Here is an 18,374-nt window from a genome sequence, read left to right on the forward strand (position 1 = left end):
TTAAAGTTTTGATTTTGCCAAAATATCATCGGCTATTTGTTTGTCTGTTCGATAGCCGTTGCCAGGTATGATTGGTTGTTCCCTTGATCTGATCCTTGATGCAGTTTCGTTCAGGCCCAGGAATTTGCGGGCATATTGGCGTTTGGCCTCCCAGGATGCCGAAAGTTTTCGGTATTCCAAGAAAAGACGGTGGTAGGCAATTATCCTAGCCCCCCTGTCCATTGTCGCATTTTGTGCGCCTTCAAGCCTTTCCCGGATACCCGAGGCTTCTTCTCGGTACCAATCATAAACCCCTGTACGCACTAAATAATCCCTTTCCTTTGCAGGGATACCGTTAAGCAAGTCGTTTCCCTGCTGGCTTAGTAGCGGTTCAAACTCATGTCTGTAGTAAAGTTGCCACAAAGGATCTACCGTACTGAAAACAGCAGAATAGTTTACCGCCTCTGTTACTGCGGTATTTTTTAATGTATCGGAATGTAGTTTATATCCGTTGGTAGACCCCTGCATTGCGGCGACCAGGGCAAGGCGTTGAGTTTGGGGGCCAACGGGACCAAGAGGGCGCAAATCTTTTTTTGGGTAGTCGGGATGCCATGCCCAGGTAAGCCAGTATTCGGGATTAAGCCCCAAAAAACCACTTGTTGGCGTGAACTTTTTTCTGTCCCACTGCTTAAATACCATGCGCTCCTGCTGATTGGTGATATGTTTATCCCTGATCGGGCGCTGGCCAAATGATTGGAAAAACATGCTGATAAATAGAATGGCTAAAACTTGCTTTTTCATTTTTTAGTTTTTTAAATGTTTTATGTTGTCTATGATTTCACCTGAAATTCGCAGGTCTTGGTTAATGAAGTCCCGAAACGGATTGGCGGTTTTCAGCACTCCGTTCATTTTGGCCCAATACATGGACTTGGCCATGCTGAAGCAAAGCGCCCTTATGACTTTTAATTCGAGTGTTATTTTGCGCAACAATGCTTCGCGCTTTTCATAGTCCATAAGGATATTGTTTCCCTCCCGCAAAACAAACCCGGAAACTTCGCTTACCAGGTTTATCCCCCTGCTCTTCATTTGGCGGGCTACATCCTCGGCAAAAAGCAACAGATAGGGGTCTGCCTGGGCAATGGAGATCATCGCATTGCTTTCCCGTATGATTTCACCGCTTATCTCCGCAATCTGTGTTAAGGCAATCCCACTTTTGAGCGCATGGTTAACCTGCACAAGCGAATTTCGGATAAGGGTTTGGACTACAACAACAGCACCGATATTCAGGTTAATATCTTCCAGTCTGCTGTTTATGGTATTCAAATAACTATTATGGGTGTTTTCAGCCCCAAGACGCACCGCCCCATTCTCGTTGACAATGCTGAAATGGTTTCTGTCAAAAACGATCCGCTGGCCAAGCGCAATGCTTGTTCCGGCTACCGATAAAAACATTGCAATAAATATGATCTGTCTCATCAGTTCGGGCCTTTTAGGATTTTTGCATTTCTGATTATATCATCGACCAGCTGTTTATCTTTCTCGATAAAGTTTTTGAACGGATCGATTGATCTTTTATAGTTCGCCTGTTGCATACAGATAGCCAGCCCTTTGCTTGCCCCTTCGATCAGCCGAAGTTCTGTGAGTGCATGGGAGAAAAGAATTTTCCGGTCGCTTGCCTTCATTTGGTTGATCTCGCCGATGCTCAATGCTATACCGGCAATGTAATTGCCAAGCATTCTCGCCCGGTCTACAAGATCGATTTCGGTCTGTACGGCAATGGCAATTAGCAGGGGATTGTCTTTGGCCACGTTGTAGATTATGCCCTGCTGTCTGATGATTTCGGATAGCAGGGGGCTTGCTTCTAAACCAATCTGTGCAAGGTCTATCGCCAGGCCAACGGTATGGAAACGGCTTTGCAGTTCGCGATACTTGGCCCTTAGTTTCCCCATTTGGGTTTTGTTTACCTCTTCGTGAGCAGAGGCAACGGCCTGCCTGTTCCTTGCCTCATTCTGCCTGCTATGCTCGCTTTTGCTTTCTGCTACAAGCTGGTGCAACAGCTCGACGTTCAATTGAGAAAAGGCATTTATATTGGCACCAACAAACAGGCAGGCCAGTAACATTAACTTTTTCATTGCTTTAAATATTTGGCGTTTCTGATAATATCGTCAGCGATCTGTTTGTCGATATTGATAAACCCTGCATATGGGTTAAGGGAATTTAGGATGCCTCTTTGTCTGGCCCAATACATTGTCCTCTGCATTCCATAGGCTACGCCCCGTAATATCATAAGTTCGGTTCTTATACGATTGAGGAGCTTTGCCCTTTCTCCGCTATCCATGAGGTTGTTGAGCCCGCCCTGCAGGACGAACGAACCCACTTCAACAGCCAGGGCTGTACCCCGGCGCTTAAATTCCCTTGCTCCGTTTTCTGCAAACAAAAGCAAAAGCGGATTGGCCTGCGCCAAAGTAACAGCCTTGTTTACATCAGTTACAATATCTACGGATATTTCGGCAATGTCCTCTATTGCCAGCAATGAGCGAACTGCCGATGAAACCTCGCTAAGGCCCCTATAAATCTGTTGTTGAAGATCATTGACAATGACCAATTGGCCTGTTACGGCCAACTGTCCCCGTTGGATCAGGGTTAAGTTGTCATTTGTTCTGTTTAACTGGCCGTTAATAACTCCCGAATGGGCGGCCATTGCACCTGCGGTTGCAGGGTCAAAGTAAATCTGTGCGAATACCGGGCAAACAAAAAGATAGAGCCCCGCAATCAAAAGTATTGTTTTCATGTAAAATCAGGTTTAAAATATTCGGTTGACAATGGGCTTTGCACTCCGTTGGTGTTGACCTCGCGGACAAATGCACCAAGCGCCAGCCCGCTTTTTTCAAAATCGGAAACAAATGCTTCAAGCCCTTGCTGATAGCTTCCATTGGCTTTTGCATATAGCTCGACAGCGCTTTTCTCGGGCTTTTCGGTTGTATAGGTAAGGTATTGATAAATCGAAGTTTCAACACCGTAGACCTCGCCAGTAGAACCCCGGCGGATATACACTTCTTTGAAACGGCCTCTGTTGTCTTTGTTGTCGAGGTTGTTAATGGTAAATATTTTCTTCTGCTCGGTTTCGGTAATTGATAGAAGTTTTGCGATCTCCCCGTAGTTTTCTTTGAATTTGCTTTGATCCAACAAGAAAATTGTATCCGAATTACTGATTATACTGTCTTTGACTACCGAATTGCCGAGGATGTCTGCTAGTTCCTGCGTAACTACGATTGCCTCGCCCCAAAACTTCCTGACTGTTTTGTAGAGGTACAATATATAGCCTGCCATCAATGGGGATGCGATTGCCTTCCATGCCTCTTCAATGATCAGCGCCTTTCGCTGTGAAGATCGATGACGCATTTTTTGGATGAATACGTCCATTATCGCAAGCGTAACTATGGGAAACAGAACCTTGTTTTCCTTTAAGTTGTCGATTTCATAGACGATAAAGCGTTCTGAAAACAGGGATTGGTCAGTCGCTTCGTTCAGGATCGTTTCAAATTCACCGCCCCTGTAAAACTTCTTTAGCACATATCGAAACTCGTCCAGCTCAAAGGGTATCTTTTCCTCCGCTTTGATTTCAGGTATTTTTTTTAGTGCAAACTCATAGAACGAATTAAAGCCCAATTCCTCGATTCTATTCTTTTGATCGTTTTCGCCATCAAAGTACTGGCTATAATAGGCCGAAATGACATTTGAGATAACGTCCCTTTCTACCGTACTAATAGTGCCTTCGGCACCCTTCCATAATAGGCTGACCAGCGTACATAAAAAATCTTTCTTCTCGATGTTGTACTCGCTTTCGGCAATGGCGAAAGGGTTCATCGTAATCGGCCTGCTATCCGACCAGGTAATGTATTTTCCCTTGTAATAAGAACAAAGGCCTGAATAGGAATGGCCGGTATCTACAATGACAACATCCATATTGTAAAGCATATACTGCTCTACGAGCGCATTGATAAGATACGACTTTCCTCCACCCGAAGGGCCCAAACAAAAACGGTTTCTCGCATTTATGCGACCCGTGCGAAGTGGCAAATCCGATAGGTCTATCGCTACAGGCACGCCCTGCCTGTCGGTAAAGCGGATCAGAAAATCAGATGGTTCATCCCTTAGAAGTGCCTCTTTGAAAAACAGGCATAGCGCAGCGTCCGCAGTAGTCAAAAACCAGTCGTATTTTTTTAGTTCTACGCCATTGCCAGGCAATGCACAACGGAACAGTTCAAGCTGGTTGTATGCGTTCCTGGACGGAATAATGCCCTGCTGAAAAAGGGCGGCTTCGATATAGTTTACCGCTCTGCCGATATTTTCCTGTTCAGCACAGATTATCATCGAATAATGCGCATTGACGAGCAATTGGTTTTCCCTGGCAACATCGACAAGCAAAAGGTCTATATCTTCGACACAGATCAGATTGGCAGGGTCTGGTACACCCGAATGCCGTTTGCGCTTGAGTTCAAGTTTATTCAAAATGGCCTGTTGGGATGGAATTTCCAATAGCTGGTTGTATATTATGACTTTATAGCCGGGAACCTGGTGCAGAAATGATAGGTTATCGACCGGGAAGTCCTTCATTCCCTTGCTCTCCTGCTTTTCGGTGTAGGGAGAAACTTTTTCTGGCAGATCGACGGAATCGGTATTGACCATGCTTAGGCACCTGATTGCCAAGTTGCCCATATTCAACTGCCGGTCGGTACTTTGAATATTGTTTAGGGTAATATTCGGGAGTGCAAATTCCATACTTAGTACCTTTGTTATATACCGGTTGATTTCGGCTTCCGATAGGTACGATGGGCTAAATCCAGCGTTTGCCAAAAGGTCGAAAAGCTTATCCATGCTATGGGAAAAATCAGCAAGGACTTTCTTGTCGAAAGTGTAAAACGCGCCCCGTTTGATCTGCCGGGTTATAACTAGGTAGGTATTGATCTCGGTGTATTCCCGGCCTTCAAAGTGCTGATGGTATTTTTGTTGTAGAAATTCTTCAGCGGGCACTGGCCTATATTTTTTGCGGATAAATACATCCTGTTTTTGCACGATGTGGCCTTCGCCCAATACCTTGATGATATTCAGCAGTACGCCCTGGTATACCATATAGCTATCAGGGTCGGCAGAGTATTGCAGTACAGGGTTGGTAATGTGCAATATGGCAGAGAAGTCGCCCCGGTCACCATATAGAAGTTGCAGGCCATTATAGTCATCAATGCCTGCATATGGCATCTGAAATGCCGTCTTTCTTTCTTTTTGCATAAGTGATTTTTAGGTTTACAGGATGGACAATGACCCCGTGATGCCTTTTTTTGGCATGGAGCCCGTCTTTTTGGCGGTAGAATGTATAGCCGAGCCCACCGCAGATCAGGATGATAGTCAGGAAACCGCCCAGGTACATGCTTGTGAGAGCACCTACAAGGCCACCTGTCAGCAGGCCACCCACCAGGGAGCCAATGCCCCAATAGATAAATTTGCCCTTAAAGCCACGGTAGATAAGGGGCTTTTGAAGCCCCTTATAAATTGGATACCCGGTAGCCATTAAACCCCGAAAAATGCTTTGATAACTACCGAAACAAGTACAAGGAAAAGGCAGGAACCGCCCCAGCTCATAAGCTCCTTGTTGATGTCCTGGTCGCCCGCATTCCATTTGATGTATACTCGCACACCGCCGATCAGTCCCACCACTGCTCCAATGGCAAGGATCAGGGTTGATACAGGGTCAACATAACTGGTCAGTGACGATGTAGCGGCGTTGATCCCTGTCGAACCGCCACCTTGGGCAAAAGAGGATTGCGTCAGCATGGAAAGCACGGCAAAAGCAAACAGTTTTTTGGTCTTTACTGTCATAGTCAAGAAATTAAAAAGTGAAAAATTGGTTTTGTTGATTAGTGCACCCCGAAAAGGGCTTTAAGAACTGCGCCCAGCATGGAAAGAAAAAGGCAGGAAAAAAACCAGCCCATAACCTGGGCATCTATATGGTGCTTGCCGGATTGCCAGTTGGAATAGACCCGAAGCCCTCCAAGCATTCCGCTGATTGCGCCGAGTACCAGCACCAGGTCCGAAAGGCTGAAGTACCAACGGCTGACTTCCCTACTGGCGCTATAGAACTCGCCTATACCCGGGGGCGATTGGCCCGAAGCCAAAAATGGCAGGACAAAAAAAAAGACAACCGGAGTTGTCTTTGATAGGAAATGCTTGAACTTCATGGAATTTTAGTAAGGAATGGCTTTCGTATATTCGATCAGATCGGATTGAGCCAAAGAAAAAAGTTGCTTTAGGTTTATTCCCCCAGTGGCCTGCAGAACTCCCGAAGATATGGCCTGACGTTCTACGGGGATGGTTTGTGCAATTTCCTCTTTGCCATTTTCTTCGGCATAGACTGTTTCGGGCAGGTTTTCTTCGTAAAAAGTAATTTCTTCTGCGCCCGGGCCTGTTGATTGGCCGGGCTTTGGTTTAAAGAGGTCAAATAGGATGTTAAAAAAATAATAAACAAGGTAGAGGGCCGAAAGGCCTAGCAAAAATTGTGTCCAGTTCATAACTCGATTGTTTTGATGTTTTGTTTGACGTATTGTATTAGTTCGGGATGCCGGTTCAGAAAGTCCTGCAGGCTGTAGGCTATAATTTTGTTCATATCAATGGACTTGGCGATTTTTAGCTGTTTGAGGAGAAAAACGGTTTTGTCGTTCAGGCGGATCAGGAGCTTTTCATTTCCATCAAGTTCGAAAGCCAAAATATCATCAAAAAGCCTTTCGAGTGTTGGGCCAACAGTATTTTCAGCTTTTTCTTCCTGCTTGCCTTTATGGGCTGGCCGTACTTTAGGCTTGGACTGGCCATCTTTCTTGATGGTTTCCCTTAGTTCGTCCGCAAGGGATTTGATTTGGCTCATACGTTTTCCTCCCCATTTAGAAACTGATCATAGATCAGGTCGAGAACCGGGAGTACGATGGGCATAAGGATCAGCGGTGTATGAAAGGTGCTGATGCGCTGAAAGTCTACACGATCTGCAAATCCTGCTGAAATGAGGCCAAAACGCCTAATAACTTTCTCGATTTCGGACTTTGTTTCGTACCTGACCGTATTCTTAATACGGTTTGGGATAAAGATAAATGGTGCCCTCTCATTCACCTTTCTTAATACCATAGCAAAAAGAATGGTACTGTCAACGGAAAATTCATCATAGGCGAATGGACAGATTATGACATCGCCAGCGATGAAAATGGGCAAAAGCCCATCATCGTCCATTTTACCGGGGAGATCTACAATTACAATTTCATTGGCTCTTTTCGATAAAGATGAATGAAGGGCGGGAAAGTGTCTTAGATCGGCAGGAACCACCTCATAAAGTGGCTCGTTTTCTAAAATTTTTGCTTTTTCGGCTTTAGATGATATGGATTGCTGGTAATCCATATCCAATACCGTTACTTTCCTTTTTTTTACCAGGGCGAGGTAATTTGCCAAAAGTAATGTTATAGTACTTTTGCCCGCACCCCCTTTTTGGTTGCCTATCAATATTAACATAATCGTGCTGTAATTGGGTTGTAGAGTTATATTGTTGAGAGTTGCTAGGTAGTACATGAACAGGAATAGGCAGGCAATGCTTCTTCAAGGTCAAATAGCGTCAACTGCGATTTGGCTACCTTAAGAAGTTCCTCATAGGTAGTATCCTTAAAAAAAGTACCCCCTTTTTTGCCTCTGATCTGTGCAGATCTGCGTTCATCCTCGATCCATTTATCCGCTAGTTCCGGGTACTTGGCCATGATTTTTATGAGGTTGTTTTTGCCCTTTAAAAAACATAGGTCACAATTTCCCAAAATAGAGGGGATTTCAAGCGTGTAGGGCTTGGAACCCCAATAGTGGTCTATCATTGGCTTGGTTATCTTTTTATCGTAAAGCGGAAAACGTGTAACTGTATTCTTGTAGGTACTACGGAACTTTTTTACCCGCTCGGGTTCATCATACCTGAAACCTATATATTGCTCGAAGCGCCTTCCGACGAAGGGCTTGAGGTACCTCCGGGCTGTATTTATCTTTAGCTCGGCAGTACATATCCTTCTTACCCGGTTAGGCAGGTAGCTTTTCCAATGGGTCATCGCATCGAACCCTGTTTTGTTCGGGCTTCGGCGATGTACATAGGTTGCCCGATGTATCTTGAAGCCTTCGTTTTTTTCAATGTCATCAAGAAATTTATACGTTAAAGGGTGCTCTCTGCCTGTATCTGTAAAAAGTACGATGTCATCGGAATTGGGTTTTTCGGAAATGGTCATATAGGCGGAAGTCTTCCCGCCAGAAAGGTTAAATACGCGTTTCATTAATAATTGTCGTCGGAAAAATGCTATGTAGCTATCTGGTGTTTGTTCTTGCTTTGCGCTTGCGTTGGCGATTACGGCCGAGTATGGCTTCGTCGTCGATGTCATCTGCCAAATCCAGATTTATTTCTGGCAGGAAGAAAGTGGTATCTTCTATATTGGGAACCCCTGCAGTTGTATCGGGTTGAATAAAAAGTTCGCCTTTACCAGTAGGCGATTCGGCTTCGCCTATCACAATGCCTTGGTCTGCTCGTGAAAAATCGGCTGACGGCTCTTCGACCTGGCTGGTCAAATCTTTTGGCATTCCAATCAGGTTTTCCAATGGCATCAGTTCTTTGCCCTTGTAAACTGTTTTCATGGAATGGTCAATAACCGTATAGCCATATGGTGGCAGTCCGGGCTTGCCGTGAAAAAGTATCTGTACGCCAAACTTCGATGCCAATACCTCGGCAAGATCAGAAGTATAGCCCGTTGGCTTGCTCTGCCTGCCCTCGGGCAAGGCTGTAGAAATTGGCAGGATTGCAGGGCTATGGGTTTTTTTGTACTTTTCGATTATTGCACGCAATTGCGCAAGGCGGTTAATATCCTTTGTGTACAATTTTCTTCGGGCATCAATCGTTTGAAGATCGATAGCTCCCTGTCTGGTTCCATATTTGGAAACAATGTATTTGTCGTTTTCGAGCTGTAGGGAATATCCCTGGCATTCCAAAAGCATCATAAATTGCGCCCTTGTTGAGAAGTTATAGGCTAGCGCCTTATTTATCTCGTTATCTGTTTTTTGCTTTTCATCGAGGCCCATTATCTTGTTAAGCACCTGATAGGCCCTTAACTTCTCATAGCTATCGCTGATTTTTTTGCCGTTTTGGTCAACTCGGGTAGATACGATGTGGATATGATTATTATTGGTATCCTTGTGGAATACCAACAGATATGGCTGTTTTTCGTAACCCATTCCCTTTAGCCAATCTGTTGCAAGCTGTGTAAGTTGTTCTTTTGTATGGGATTTTCCTTTGCATGAAATAACCGCATGGAACTGAGGGTACTTGATCCTGGCTGATGATGCCGAACGAGCTTCAAGATAATTGATGTAATCTTTTGGCCTTAAATGTTCAATGCCCTGCAATGCTCCGAAGTTCTCGACTTTCATCAGCTCGCCCTTATCCATTTCCATTTTATTGGTATTGTAGGTTACCCCTTTGAACGTCTCGCTTTTATTAAGTATTTTTACTATCATTCCTAACCTTTCATTTGCCTTAACAGCTGTCTGATTAATTTTTCAAGTTCATTTTGAAGCCTTATATATTCGGAAAAAAGCGCATTAAAATCAGTGGCAATACCAGGGGCCAGCTGGCCATGCTTTTGTAGTGTGTTGGCATGTTTGGCCAGCTGGTTGATATTGTTGCCAGACCTTCCAAGCTCGGTTCCGATAAGGTCGAGATGTTTCAGCAGGTCTTTGGCATTTACAAGCATTTTTGCAGAGTTTTTCAGAACCCTTATCCTAACGATGTCTGCCCTGCTTATGCCTAATGATTTTTCAAGAGCCAGGAACTCTTTTAGTTCTTGATCGCTTAGCCTTAGCTCAAATCTTCTTGTTTTACGGTTGGGAATGTCGCCGAAGGCCATACTCTTGCATTAATTTGTTTGATGGAAAAGCTGTTCAACCTCATCGATAACCCGAAAAAGTTCCAATGCAACCTGCGGAACTATTGCATTGCCGTATGCCTTGACGCTTTCTGTTCGCCAAACTGAAAAGGTAATTCCGTCCAGTTCGGTGGGAAGCCCATCATTTCCGCCACAAAACGGGGGTTGAGTTGGCCACTCTTGCCAGCCGGGAATTTTGTCTTGCCAATCTGTTTTAGGTTCGGAAGCACTTTTATCAGCCGTTTTAAAATCGAGGCTTGCATATTTTCCTGTTCCTGAAGTGGCGGTATTGATGGTGCCTTTAGGGTATAATAGATTAGAAAATCCGTCAATGATACTTGGCCTCCGTTCCCTTTTTCGTTCTTTCTGTCCGACAGCGAACGCCCGTCCTGAACCTGCTCGACCGTGGTTCCTTTGTTGCTGATCTCTGTTGCCGTCGGCGTGGGCAACAAACCACACACGATCCCTTTGATGCGGGGCGTTGACGGCAGCAGCCGGAATACACAGAATGACTGGAGTGCCGTCTTCAAGCTGGGGTAATACATATCCTGCGTCGATAATTTCCGAAATGATGCTTCCGATAACTCTTCGTTGGAGCTTAACAATGGTGCTGTTAGTTTTTTGGTCATCGTCCTGACAAAATAGCTCAACCGCTTTGATTTCCATTTCAGATAAACTGTCTGGTTCGAGAATGCTGAACAGTCCAGCAACATTTTCAAGAACAATCCACTTGGGCCGTGTTTCCCTGATAATTCGGCAAGCCTCCGGGAAGAGATAGCGATCATCTGTTTTGCCTTTTCGCCTGCCTGCCTGACTAAAAGGTTGGCAGGGGAACCCTCCGCTGATAATGTCAACAAGTCCTCTAAACTTAGTTGCCGTGAAATTAAAAATGTCGTCATAGTGATATACATTTGGCCAATAATATTCGAGCAGTGCTTTGCAGAATGTATTTTTCTCACAGGAAAAAACATTTTGCCAGCCCACCCAGGTAGCGGCGATGTCGAAACCGCCGATGCCGGAAAACAAACTTCCGTGTCTAAGTAACATAAGCTGTAATTTGAAATTGGTTGTTTACAACTGAACCGATCGAAAGAGCGTTGGGTAAATTGATTGTCGGATGGCCTGGGCCATAAAAGATGGATTGTTACATATTTTTTTGTTTTAAGGGTTTACTATAATAGAATTAGGTTTTTGTAGTCTCAATGAGGGGAACGCTTTGCCGGAAAAAAGGGAGTTGCGACCTTTTTTCTTCCTTAACCCTGCTTTCCCCAAAGGGGTTAGCCGGGTTAAGGCAAGTTAGTTTTTGTATGGGAAGCCCAGCCGAAGGCGGGCTGTACGTACAAAAACACAACTTGCCGACTACAAAACAAAAAAGGTTCATATGCCTATGGGATAAAAAACGGGGCAATTCCGGGATTTGGGTATAGTCGGGCATAAAATATCTGGATATAGCACCATCTGTTTATAAATTGTTCGGATAAACCAATATTCAGATAGACAGATATACATTTATTAGATAACAGGCTATATACATAAGCAGATATACAGGTATTGGGATAAGTTGATAACAGCATATCCATACCATTAGATAGAAGTATATTTGCTGTGTTGTTAATGCCTCTATCCATATATATGGATAGATAGGGGCATATATAATGGCATATATTAATAGTCGGATATACATTGCATTAAATATTGAAATAGCTAAAGAGTTAGATAAAGGGTTGTTTGCTTATTCCTATCGCTTTGGGTATGGCAGTTCCTGAATGGTACCAAGCTGGCCAGCCTCGATTGAATTTCCCTGCCTGGCCAGCTCCGCTTTCAACAGATCGTTATAATCGTTAAAACCATTATACAGATAGGCTCGGTCAACGGCTTGTGGAACCATTTTCAATAGGCCCGCTGTATAATTTCTGCCTGTATCATCATTGTCGAAGTAAACATCAACGATTGGAAATTCCTTGATCCGGTCGATTGCACGGCCCAATAATGTTACGGCATTTAAGACAATGACCGTTGGGGTCTCCCGATGTAGTTTTCGCCAGGTCAGAAAGTCCATAAAGCCCTCGAAAACGGCAACATGATCTTTATCACCTGGTATTATTGAAACTCCTTTGGGGCCTATGCAACTCTTAAAGCCCTTGGGATTGGCGTACTCCCACGAACCAAGCTCGTTCTGCCATGCAATTGCATAAAATATAGATGGGTATTCGGAATTTTTTCTTTTGTAATAGACTTCCTTTACGCCCTGGCTCTTGGCTTCTTCAAAAATCCCCCTTTCCCGCAGATACTTTCCAAGTACGTAATTATTGCCGAGTTCGCTTGTTTTGACAAGTTCCCACTCGAAAAGGCCGGGTTCTGGATCGGGCGCATATGTTTTTGGTGGAACATACTCGGGAATAAGGGAAATATCCATATTGCACACTTCCTGTATCTTGTTGAGTACCTCTACAAAAGAAAGTTCTGGCCAATAAGCCATACCAAGCTGAACGATACCGCCCTTAAATATCCCCGTGGCATTGGCTCCGCCCCAATCTTTCCAAACACAACCTGCATCCCAAACCGCAAACGAGGGTGTGTTCTTTTTCGTTTCCCGTAGCATGCTGTGATAAAAGTGTTCCTTACCTGTTTTCCTTATTGGATGGTGGCCAAGACGTGCCAAAAAATCGACAATAGAAATGTCCTTCAATGTGGAAACATCTACGAAGCTCTGCATAGCAATAAAATTTAATGATTGATGGTTCTCGGATTTGAGAACATTTGTTGAGAAGAAGCGTTAATTTCCGATATAGAAAATTACGTCCTCGAATTTCGACGCGCGTTTGTTGGCGACGCTGGCAAATTCTGGATAGTTCAGGATCAATACGCTTGGGCCTGGCAACTTGTTGGTGTATTTCCAGTTCAGGTAGGCATAAAAATCATCGAAAACAACAAGCATGGTACTATTACCGGGGATGTAGGTCATTCCCTTGTTTCCCAAACAGCCGGAGAAATTCTTGCTCCTGACTTCCCAGCCTCCATTTTCATTTTGCCATCCGACTGCGAAAAAGTCTTTGCGTTTGCCTTTTTCATCAACGAAGTAATAGTATACTTCTTTCATTTGGCCAATGGCTATTTCCCAAAGGCCTTGTGTTTGTAAATAGGCTGTTAATTCAATATTGCAACCGACCGGTTTAGTTTCCTCGATCTGGTAATAAGGAAGTTTTACCGCTTTTCTTTTTCTTTTATTGTTCCAGAGGTTTTCTTTTTTTTGTCGTTCCTGGCAGTCGGCAACGATTTTGGCAATCTTTTCGGTGATCTCTGCATCATTTAGCCCTGGCCAATAGGCATGGCAAAAATCGATAAGGTTCCCGTTTTGTTTAGTTGAGCTGTCATACCATACATTCAATTGTGTATTAACGATAAAAGTAGGCTTGGTGTCGGTATTTCTTAGGATGTTAAAAAACACTTCTTCATTACCGGTAATCTTGACCGGCCTGTGGCCGAGACATGCCAAGAGCATGCTAATGGTGACCCGTTCTAAAATAGAACTGGCATCTAGGGAATTTGTATTCATAGTTTTTTATTTTGAAAAGTTTCACAAGTAGAGGATTGCAATAACAGCTTTTCGGATTGCCTCTGCTTCAATGCGCTCGATGCGCCAGGGTGCAGAGTGGTTGCCGTCTTTTCGGGGAGTTATTAGGCCCTGGTCTATCCATCTTTCGATATTTTTCCGGCCATAAGTCCTAAAAGCTTCTGATTTGCTCATATAAGGCCTGATTTTTCCGGCTTTTGTTAGGGCAAGCAGAGCACCCATTTCCGCAGCGTCCCGCAAAAGCATCGACAGCTGATGATCAGTTAATGAATTCATTAAAATTTGGGATTAAGCGGTGAATAAGGAGATTAAGCTATTTTTTGAGAAGGTTTAAGACCTGATAGTTAAGGTAGACAACCAGGCTCTATTGAACCGGCAACGGGCAACGAACCCGTTAAAAATTCTCTTTGCCGGTTTGAAATTCGGGACTACCAGCGTCGTACCCTACGATACGGGCCATTTGGGAACAATACACGATAATTCCCTCGGCCTGCCAATGCGCTTTCGGATATTGGTGCTTAATTCATTGTAGTCTTAATGACAATGATTGCCAAAACAATGAATACTTTAACCTCACCTTCGCAAAATTTCCCGTTTCTCACGGGATAATGCTTCATCCCTATACGTCAAAGACCGTTCGGAAATGAAGAGTTTTGCCTCTCTGCTACTGGCAGATAGGTTATCCGGTTACTTGAAGCGGCGATCGCTTCGAGTTTTTTTCGGTCCAAGCATAAACGGGAACCCGATTGGGATTTGCTTAGGCTTATCAGCCCTTCAATGATCCATCGATCTATGTTGCCCCGGCCAAAAAGCCTGTAGGCTTCTGCCTTGCAGATATGTTGCTCCTGAAAATATCTGCTTTTTCCAAGGGCTTTATTGGCTCCTTGTTCGGTTGCATCTTTTAACAGGTTAAACAGTTCCTTCAGCTTCATAAAAAGTTCCTTAATGTTGGTTCAACTATCATTTCTGGAACAAAGCAAGTCTTCAGGGCAAGGCAAAAACAGGGACAGGGGATGACCGAAAATTGGTCACCCCCTGTCGGAGTTCAGCGGTAAAGGATTAGTCTATGAACCTTTAAAATTGGAAAGATTGTAATTTTCGTTTAGCCAATTCAGCATCCCTATTATATGGGATTTGAGTTTTTGAGCTGTTGAAAATTCGACGTCTGTAGATTTTTTACGAAGACTTTCTGCAGAAATTAAAGAAGTCTGGGGAGTTGAAAAATGTGATGCAAAAAAAGCGAACAGTTCCCCAATGTTCTCTTTTGGCAAAAGACCCTTTTCAATAAAAAGCCTAATGAGCAGGCTTAGCTGTGGTACTGAAAGAAATATCTTTAACCTGTTTTTTTGTTTAGATCCCTGCTCTTCTAGGTTTAGGGCTCTACGAATATTTATGGTTTCTTTTAAGTGCCGTTCCTTTTGGGATAAAAATATTTTAAACTGATCTTCAATCGGTAATTGGCTAATAAACATTTTTTGATTGCTTTCTGGCAGGCCAAAAAAAATGTCTTGTTCGGATATGACTATCTGCAACTGGTCGTGAAGATCGGAAATGCCGATCAGTTTTTTGTCCAGCTCGTTGGCATAGTAGGAAAAAAAGCCCTTAGGGTTAAATCCATGTTGATACAACATTTTTATTAAGCCAAAGGTATTGGCCACGTTTGAACTCACGATTTCTTTGATCAGGTTGATCGTATAATCATACTCGTACCTGGTAATTTCTTTTTTGCCAATAAATAAATAAAAGTCCCGTATTACCAGTTCATAAAGTCTTTTATCGATAGCCAAATGGTTTAAAGCAATGGAGAGCTTTTTAACAGCTTCCCTGATCTGCATTTTCCTTAACGAAAGTCCATAATTGGTAAGGGGGATTTCAATATATAATTCGGGTATGATTTGTTCGGCCTTTCCGATTATTTTTTCAATGGCAAATAGAAAATGCAGATAGGTTTGCCTTAGTTGAGGTGGGCAGGTTTTTCTCTTCCAGGTTGGCGATAGCCGAAAAAGATAGCCATAGATGGTGTTGCTCATAACTATCATTTGCCTGACTTGCGCCAACGTTCGCTTTCTGGAAAAATTGCCACTATAAAAAACAAGGTCTGCGTCCTGTTTAAGCTGTTTCAAAAAACCGTTTTCCAATTTTAAAAGGTCATCATTGGTAATTTGGCTGTTGTTAAGAGTTTTAGGATGGATGATTTCATCTGTCCAATGAAAGATTTTGCAAGATAAATTCATAATAGGGATTTTAGGTTAATTTTCCCACAAAATGAAAATGCCTTCACTCTTTAAAAAGTGCAATGGGTGACACTGGAAATATGTCACATAGTGCCACAATAAGCCCTAAAATCAAGTTTGGCAAAACTTTTACATGACATTTTATTACACGTTTTTTTTGTTGTTCAGTATTTTTACATTTGTAGTATCAGCAAAATGCTATTGCAAAGGGGGAGTATATCTTGGCAATATTTATGTTGCCTGAAAAAATCTAGCATCAACAATCAAACGGGAGCTATTGGATTGATTGAATACGCCATAGTGGGAAAGTTATGTCGTTTTGGTTCTGGTTGAACACAAAGAGCACTATATCTGTTATTCACTTAGTATGTACGATATAAACGACGGTCAAGAATTAATATCCATGCCCATAGATACACTTGGCGTAAGCGAATATTTTAAGCAAAAATCAAGACAAATGGGCTTCATTACGATTGGGGAAATAACCGATTTAGGATGGGGAAAGGTTTTGAAGATGGATCATTTCTGCTACGAATGGTTTAACGAACTCGTTAGGCTATTAAAGTCAAAAGGTATGCTACATCTTCTTGAAACCAGATAGCAAAACCTCCAAACGTCCAAATTTTAATCTGGTCTTTAAAATTAGCATCTATATAATTTATCATTATTACAAGCCAATGCCGTATTTTTTTTACCACCCTATCTGGAACCTCCCTGCCGATGATGTTTCTCATATATTGTGGCGAGGGTTTCTTTGTTCGGGCAGTCCTGATATGTCTTTCTATAAAGGTGTATAAATTTGATTTAAATCTCGTTTTTATAAAGTCAACCGAAAGCATCACCCTTATCAAAAGAAACAATTCTTCTAAAGTAGTGTTGGTCTCGAAGTAATAGTTCGTAATGATATTTTTCTTCGAATCTGGATATGGAAAATGCACCGCTTTCATTCGCTCAATGATTTTTAGCTCTCTTTTTATGGAACCGCTGATCGATTGTGAAATAGGTGGTACCTCTGTATTATATCCATACTTGCATTCTGGCCGGATATTTTCTATTGTTCTCAACAACGATAGCAATTCCATTTCCTGATCTCCATATGGGCCATCCGGCCCGGCTTTGCGGGTAGCGTATTCGAGCATGAATTCGTAAAACGAAAGTGGATTGAAGTCATAACCGATCAGCAATTTGATAACCTTAAAGGTATCGTCGCTATCTTTGGGAAGCCTGACAAATGAATGCAGACGATCCGCCAAAACCTCCATGTAAAAGAACTGTTGCCAGTTTTTCACCCTCACGTTATTAGCATCGCACAATATCCCTAAATGATCTTTTATGATCTCTACCAATTCGGGTTCGACATTCCTATCTCCTAAATTCCACACAATTAAACTGTTCTTTGAATACGCTTCTGTGTTGGCACGTATTTTCCATAGAGAAACCGGCGAAGTAAGATCATAGTATTCGGGATAATTGCTGTACAGAAAATCCAAAATTTCGTTTGCTTCCGCTCCAATCTCCCTGAAAAGTTCCATTACCTTTAGCACAACGCCATAATCGTTGGTCTCGTAACTTCTGTAAAGATCATATATAGTGTTTGAGAATGAAGTAAGGTTGTGCTGAACGGCCCTAATTAGTATAGAAAGTTTTTCGGGAGTTTCCTGTTCCTCTATACGTTTTTCTAGTTTTGTCCTAAAGCCTTTCCAATTAGACCTTAGCAAATCCGCTTGGATCAGAAAATCCTCGTTTACATTACCGTTTTTATGTAGTTCACCAAAAAATTCGGCAAAGTTGCGCAGTTGTGAGAAGACATTTAACAAATCTGGTTCCTTTCATTTTTTCATAGATATGGGCATATCCACTTAAACCAGCCATTGTGAACATGCGTTAATTTCGGGATGACTGTGTTGTAAATAGTAAATATCACAAAAAAGTGGAACATTTTGAAATTTATTTTTGTCAGGTAAAAGTAGCCTTCCAAGCACGTTAAAAGACGTTTTATAAGATATGTGACATTTTTTTTTGAAATTCTGTAAGGTAAATCTGTCCTTTTTTAGTTGTTAATTGCCTCGTAATTAACAATTCTTTAATATGAATGCTCTTATAGATAAATTATCAAAACTCAATACAGGTACCAAAGCAACGATTGATGTACTTGTAAAGCTTTTCACCAAAACCGAGTTTAAAAAGGGATGGATGTTTGGCAATGGTGCATGGCAATCAGTTCCCATGCTCTACTATATATCTAGTGGCCTTCTAAAAGGGTCTGTAGAGTACCGGGAAGTGTCATACCCGATATGGATGCTGGAAAGCGGTTTCTTAATTCCTAGTACCGGCTTTCTTTCCAAAAAAGGCATTCTTGAGGTAATAGAAGTGCTTAAACCAACAAAAGCCTATGCTTTAAATCTTCTACGGGCAGAGAAGTTGGCCGAGGATGATGTTAATCTTTATAAAATGCTTTTAGAGATTTATGAGGAAAACTTATTAGAAAGCCGAAATAGAGAATTAATGTTACATATTCCTAATGCAAAAGAACGATTGGCTTTTTTCATAGAGCATAATCCTGAACAGCAAAAGGCAATGACTGATGATCAAGTTGCGCAACTGCTGAGG

22 protein-coding genes are annotated in these 18,374 nt (G+C 42.7%); 2 read left to right on the plus strand and 20 right to left on the minus strand.

What is annotated here, in order from left to right; all coding sequences use genetic code 11:
* The 5 genes from JHD79_RS16030 to JHD79_RS16050 are packed head-to-tail and all read right to left on the minus strand — an operon-like array spanning window position 1 to window position 5,268.
* Window positions 1–780 (minus strand): hypothetical protein, encoded by a 780-nt coding sequence (locus JHD79_RS16030; RefSeq protein WP_199120314.1) that lies wholly within the window; start codon window positions 778–780, stop codon window positions 1–3.
* A 3-nt stretch (window positions 781–783) separates the two neighbouring features.
* Window positions 784–1,455, minus strand: a complete 672-nt coding sequence (locus JHD79_RS16035) for a hypothetical protein (protein ID WP_233164745.1) — start codon at window positions 1,453–1,455, stop codon at window positions 784–786.
* Window positions 1,455–2,111 (minus strand): hypothetical protein, encoded by a 657-nt coding sequence (locus tag JHD79_RS16040; protein WP_199120315.1) that lies wholly within the window; start codon window positions 2,109–2,111, stop codon window positions 1,455–1,457. Before JHD79_RS16040 ends, JHD79_RS16035 begins: the two co-directional genes overlap by 1 nt.
* A complete protein-coding gene (locus JHD79_RS16045) occupies window positions 2,108–2,770 on the minus strand; it encodes a hypothetical protein (RefSeq protein ID WP_199120316.1) in 663 nt (220 codons plus the stop codon). The genes JHD79_RS16040 and JHD79_RS16045 overlap by 4 nt, the downstream gene beginning before the upstream one ends.
* Window positions 2,767–5,268 (minus strand): TraG family conjugative transposon ATPase, encoded by a 2,502-nt coding sequence (locus JHD79_RS16050; protein ID WP_199120317.1) that lies wholly within the window; start codon window positions 5,266–5,268, stop codon window positions 2,767–2,769. The genes JHD79_RS16045 and JHD79_RS16050 overlap by 4 nt, the downstream gene beginning before the upstream one ends.
* Window positions 5,269–5,290: 22 nt before the next feature.
* On the opposite strand from JHD79_RS16050, the gene JHD79_RS16055 reads away from it, so the two are divergent.
* Window positions 5,291–5,551 (plus strand): hypothetical protein, encoded by a 261-nt coding sequence (locus tag JHD79_RS16055; protein WP_199120318.1) that lies wholly within the window; start codon window positions 5,291–5,293, stop codon window positions 5,549–5,551.
* Here JHD79_RS16055 and JHD79_RS16060 read toward each other — a convergent pair.
* The 15 genes from JHD79_RS16060 to JHD79_RS16130 all read right to left on the minus strand — a co-directional run bounded on the left by JHD79_RS16060 (window position 5,548) and on the right by JHD79_RS16130 (window position 17,581).
* A complete protein-coding gene (locus JHD79_RS16060; protein WP_199120319.1) occupies window positions 5,548–5,856 on the minus strand; it encodes a DUF4134 domain-containing protein in 309 nt (102 codons plus the stop codon). The two genes, JHD79_RS16055 and JHD79_RS16060, sit on opposite strands and share 4 nt — an antisense overlap.
* A 38-nt stretch (window positions 5,857–5,894) precedes the next feature.
* Window positions 5,895–6,215: a DUF4134 domain-containing protein gene (locus JHD79_RS16065; protein ID WP_199120320.1), complete on the minus strand. Its 321-nt coding sequence runs from the start codon at window positions 6,213–6,215 to the stop codon at window positions 5,895–5,897.
* Window positions 6,216–6,221: 6 nt separating this feature from the next.
* Window positions 6,222–6,545: a hypothetical protein gene (locus tag JHD79_RS16070; RefSeq protein ID WP_199120321.1), complete on the minus strand. Its 324-nt coding sequence runs from the start codon at window positions 6,543–6,545 to the stop codon at window positions 6,222–6,224.
* Window positions 6,542–6,895: a hypothetical protein gene (locus tag JHD79_RS16075; RefSeq protein ID WP_199120322.1), complete on the minus strand. Its 354-nt coding sequence runs from the start codon at window positions 6,893–6,895 to the stop codon at window positions 6,542–6,544. Before JHD79_RS16075 ends, JHD79_RS16070 begins: the two co-directional genes overlap by 4 nt.
* Window positions 6,892–7,527, minus strand: a complete 636-nt coding sequence (locus JHD79_RS16080; protein ID WP_199120323.1) for a ParA family protein — start codon at window positions 7,525–7,527, stop codon at window positions 6,892–6,894. Before JHD79_RS16080 ends, JHD79_RS16075 begins: the two co-directional genes overlap by 4 nt.
* 44 nt (window positions 7,528–7,571) lie before the next feature.
* A complete protein-coding gene (locus JHD79_RS16085; RefSeq protein WP_199120324.1) occupies window positions 7,572–8,318 on the minus strand; it encodes a phosphoadenosine phosphosulfate reductase family protein in 747 nt (248 codons plus the stop codon).
* A gap of 31 nt (window positions 8,319–8,349) precedes the next feature.
* Complete coding sequence (locus JHD79_RS16090; protein ID WP_199120325.1) at window positions 8,350–9,549, minus strand: relaxase/mobilization nuclease domain-containing protein; 1,200 nt, start codon at window positions 9,547–9,549, stop codon at window positions 8,350–8,352.
* Between the two features lie 2 nt (window positions 9,550–9,551).
* Window positions 9,552–9,938, minus strand: a complete 387-nt coding sequence (gene mobC, locus JHD79_RS16095) for a plasmid mobilization relaxosome protein MobC (RefSeq protein WP_199120326.1) — start codon at window positions 9,936–9,938, stop codon at window positions 9,552–9,554.
* 9 nt (window positions 9,939–9,947) lie between these two features.
* Window positions 9,948–11,003: a DNA cytosine methyltransferase gene (locus tag JHD79_RS16100; RefSeq protein WP_199120327.1), complete on the minus strand. Its 1,056-nt coding sequence runs from the start codon at window positions 11,001–11,003 to the stop codon at window positions 9,948–9,950.
* Window positions 11,004–11,694: 691 nt separating this feature from the next.
* The gene (locus JHD79_RS16105; RefSeq protein WP_199120328.1) at window positions 11,695–12,672 is read right to left on the minus strand and encodes a toprim domain-containing protein; all 978 of its coding nucleotides are present in this window, start codon (window positions 12,670–12,672) and stop codon (window positions 11,695–11,697) included.
* A 60-nt stretch (window positions 12,673–12,732) separates the two neighbouring features.
* Window positions 12,733–13,512: a hypothetical protein gene (locus tag JHD79_RS16110; protein WP_199120329.1), complete on the minus strand. Its 780-nt coding sequence runs from the start codon at window positions 13,510–13,512 to the stop codon at window positions 12,733–12,735.
* A gap of 21 nt (window positions 13,513–13,533) precedes the next feature.
* Window positions 13,534–13,806 (minus strand): hypothetical protein, encoded by a 273-nt coding sequence (locus JHD79_RS16115; protein ID WP_199120330.1) that lies wholly within the window; start codon window positions 13,804–13,806, stop codon window positions 13,534–13,536.
* A gap of 350 nt (window positions 13,807–14,156) precedes the next feature.
* Window positions 14,157–14,462 (minus strand): hypothetical protein, encoded by a 306-nt coding sequence (locus JHD79_RS16120; RefSeq protein WP_199120331.1) that lies wholly within the window; start codon window positions 14,460–14,462, stop codon window positions 14,157–14,159.
* Between the two features lie 132 nt (window positions 14,463–14,594).
* Complete coding sequence (locus JHD79_RS16125) at window positions 14,595–15,764, minus strand: hypothetical protein (protein ID WP_199120332.1); 1,170 nt, start codon at window positions 15,762–15,764, stop codon at window positions 14,595–14,597.
* 551 nt (window positions 15,765–16,315) lie between these two features.
* A complete protein-coding gene (locus JHD79_RS16130; RefSeq protein WP_199120333.1) occupies window positions 16,316–17,581 on the minus strand; it encodes a hypothetical protein in 1,266 nt (421 codons plus the stop codon).
* 271 nt (window positions 17,582–17,852) lie between these two features.
* Here JHD79_RS16130 and JHD79_RS16135 point away from each other — a divergent pair.
* Window positions 17,853–18,374, plus strand: a 522-nt coding sequence (locus JHD79_RS16135) for a hypothetical protein (RefSeq protein ID WP_199120334.1), incomplete at its 3' end; no start/stop codon positions are given.

It is taken from the genome of Pedobacter sp. ASV28, assembly GCF_016428855.1.
Taxonomy (GTDB): domain Bacteria; phylum Bacteroidota; class Bacteroidia; order Sphingobacteriales; family Sphingobacteriaceae; genus Pedobacter.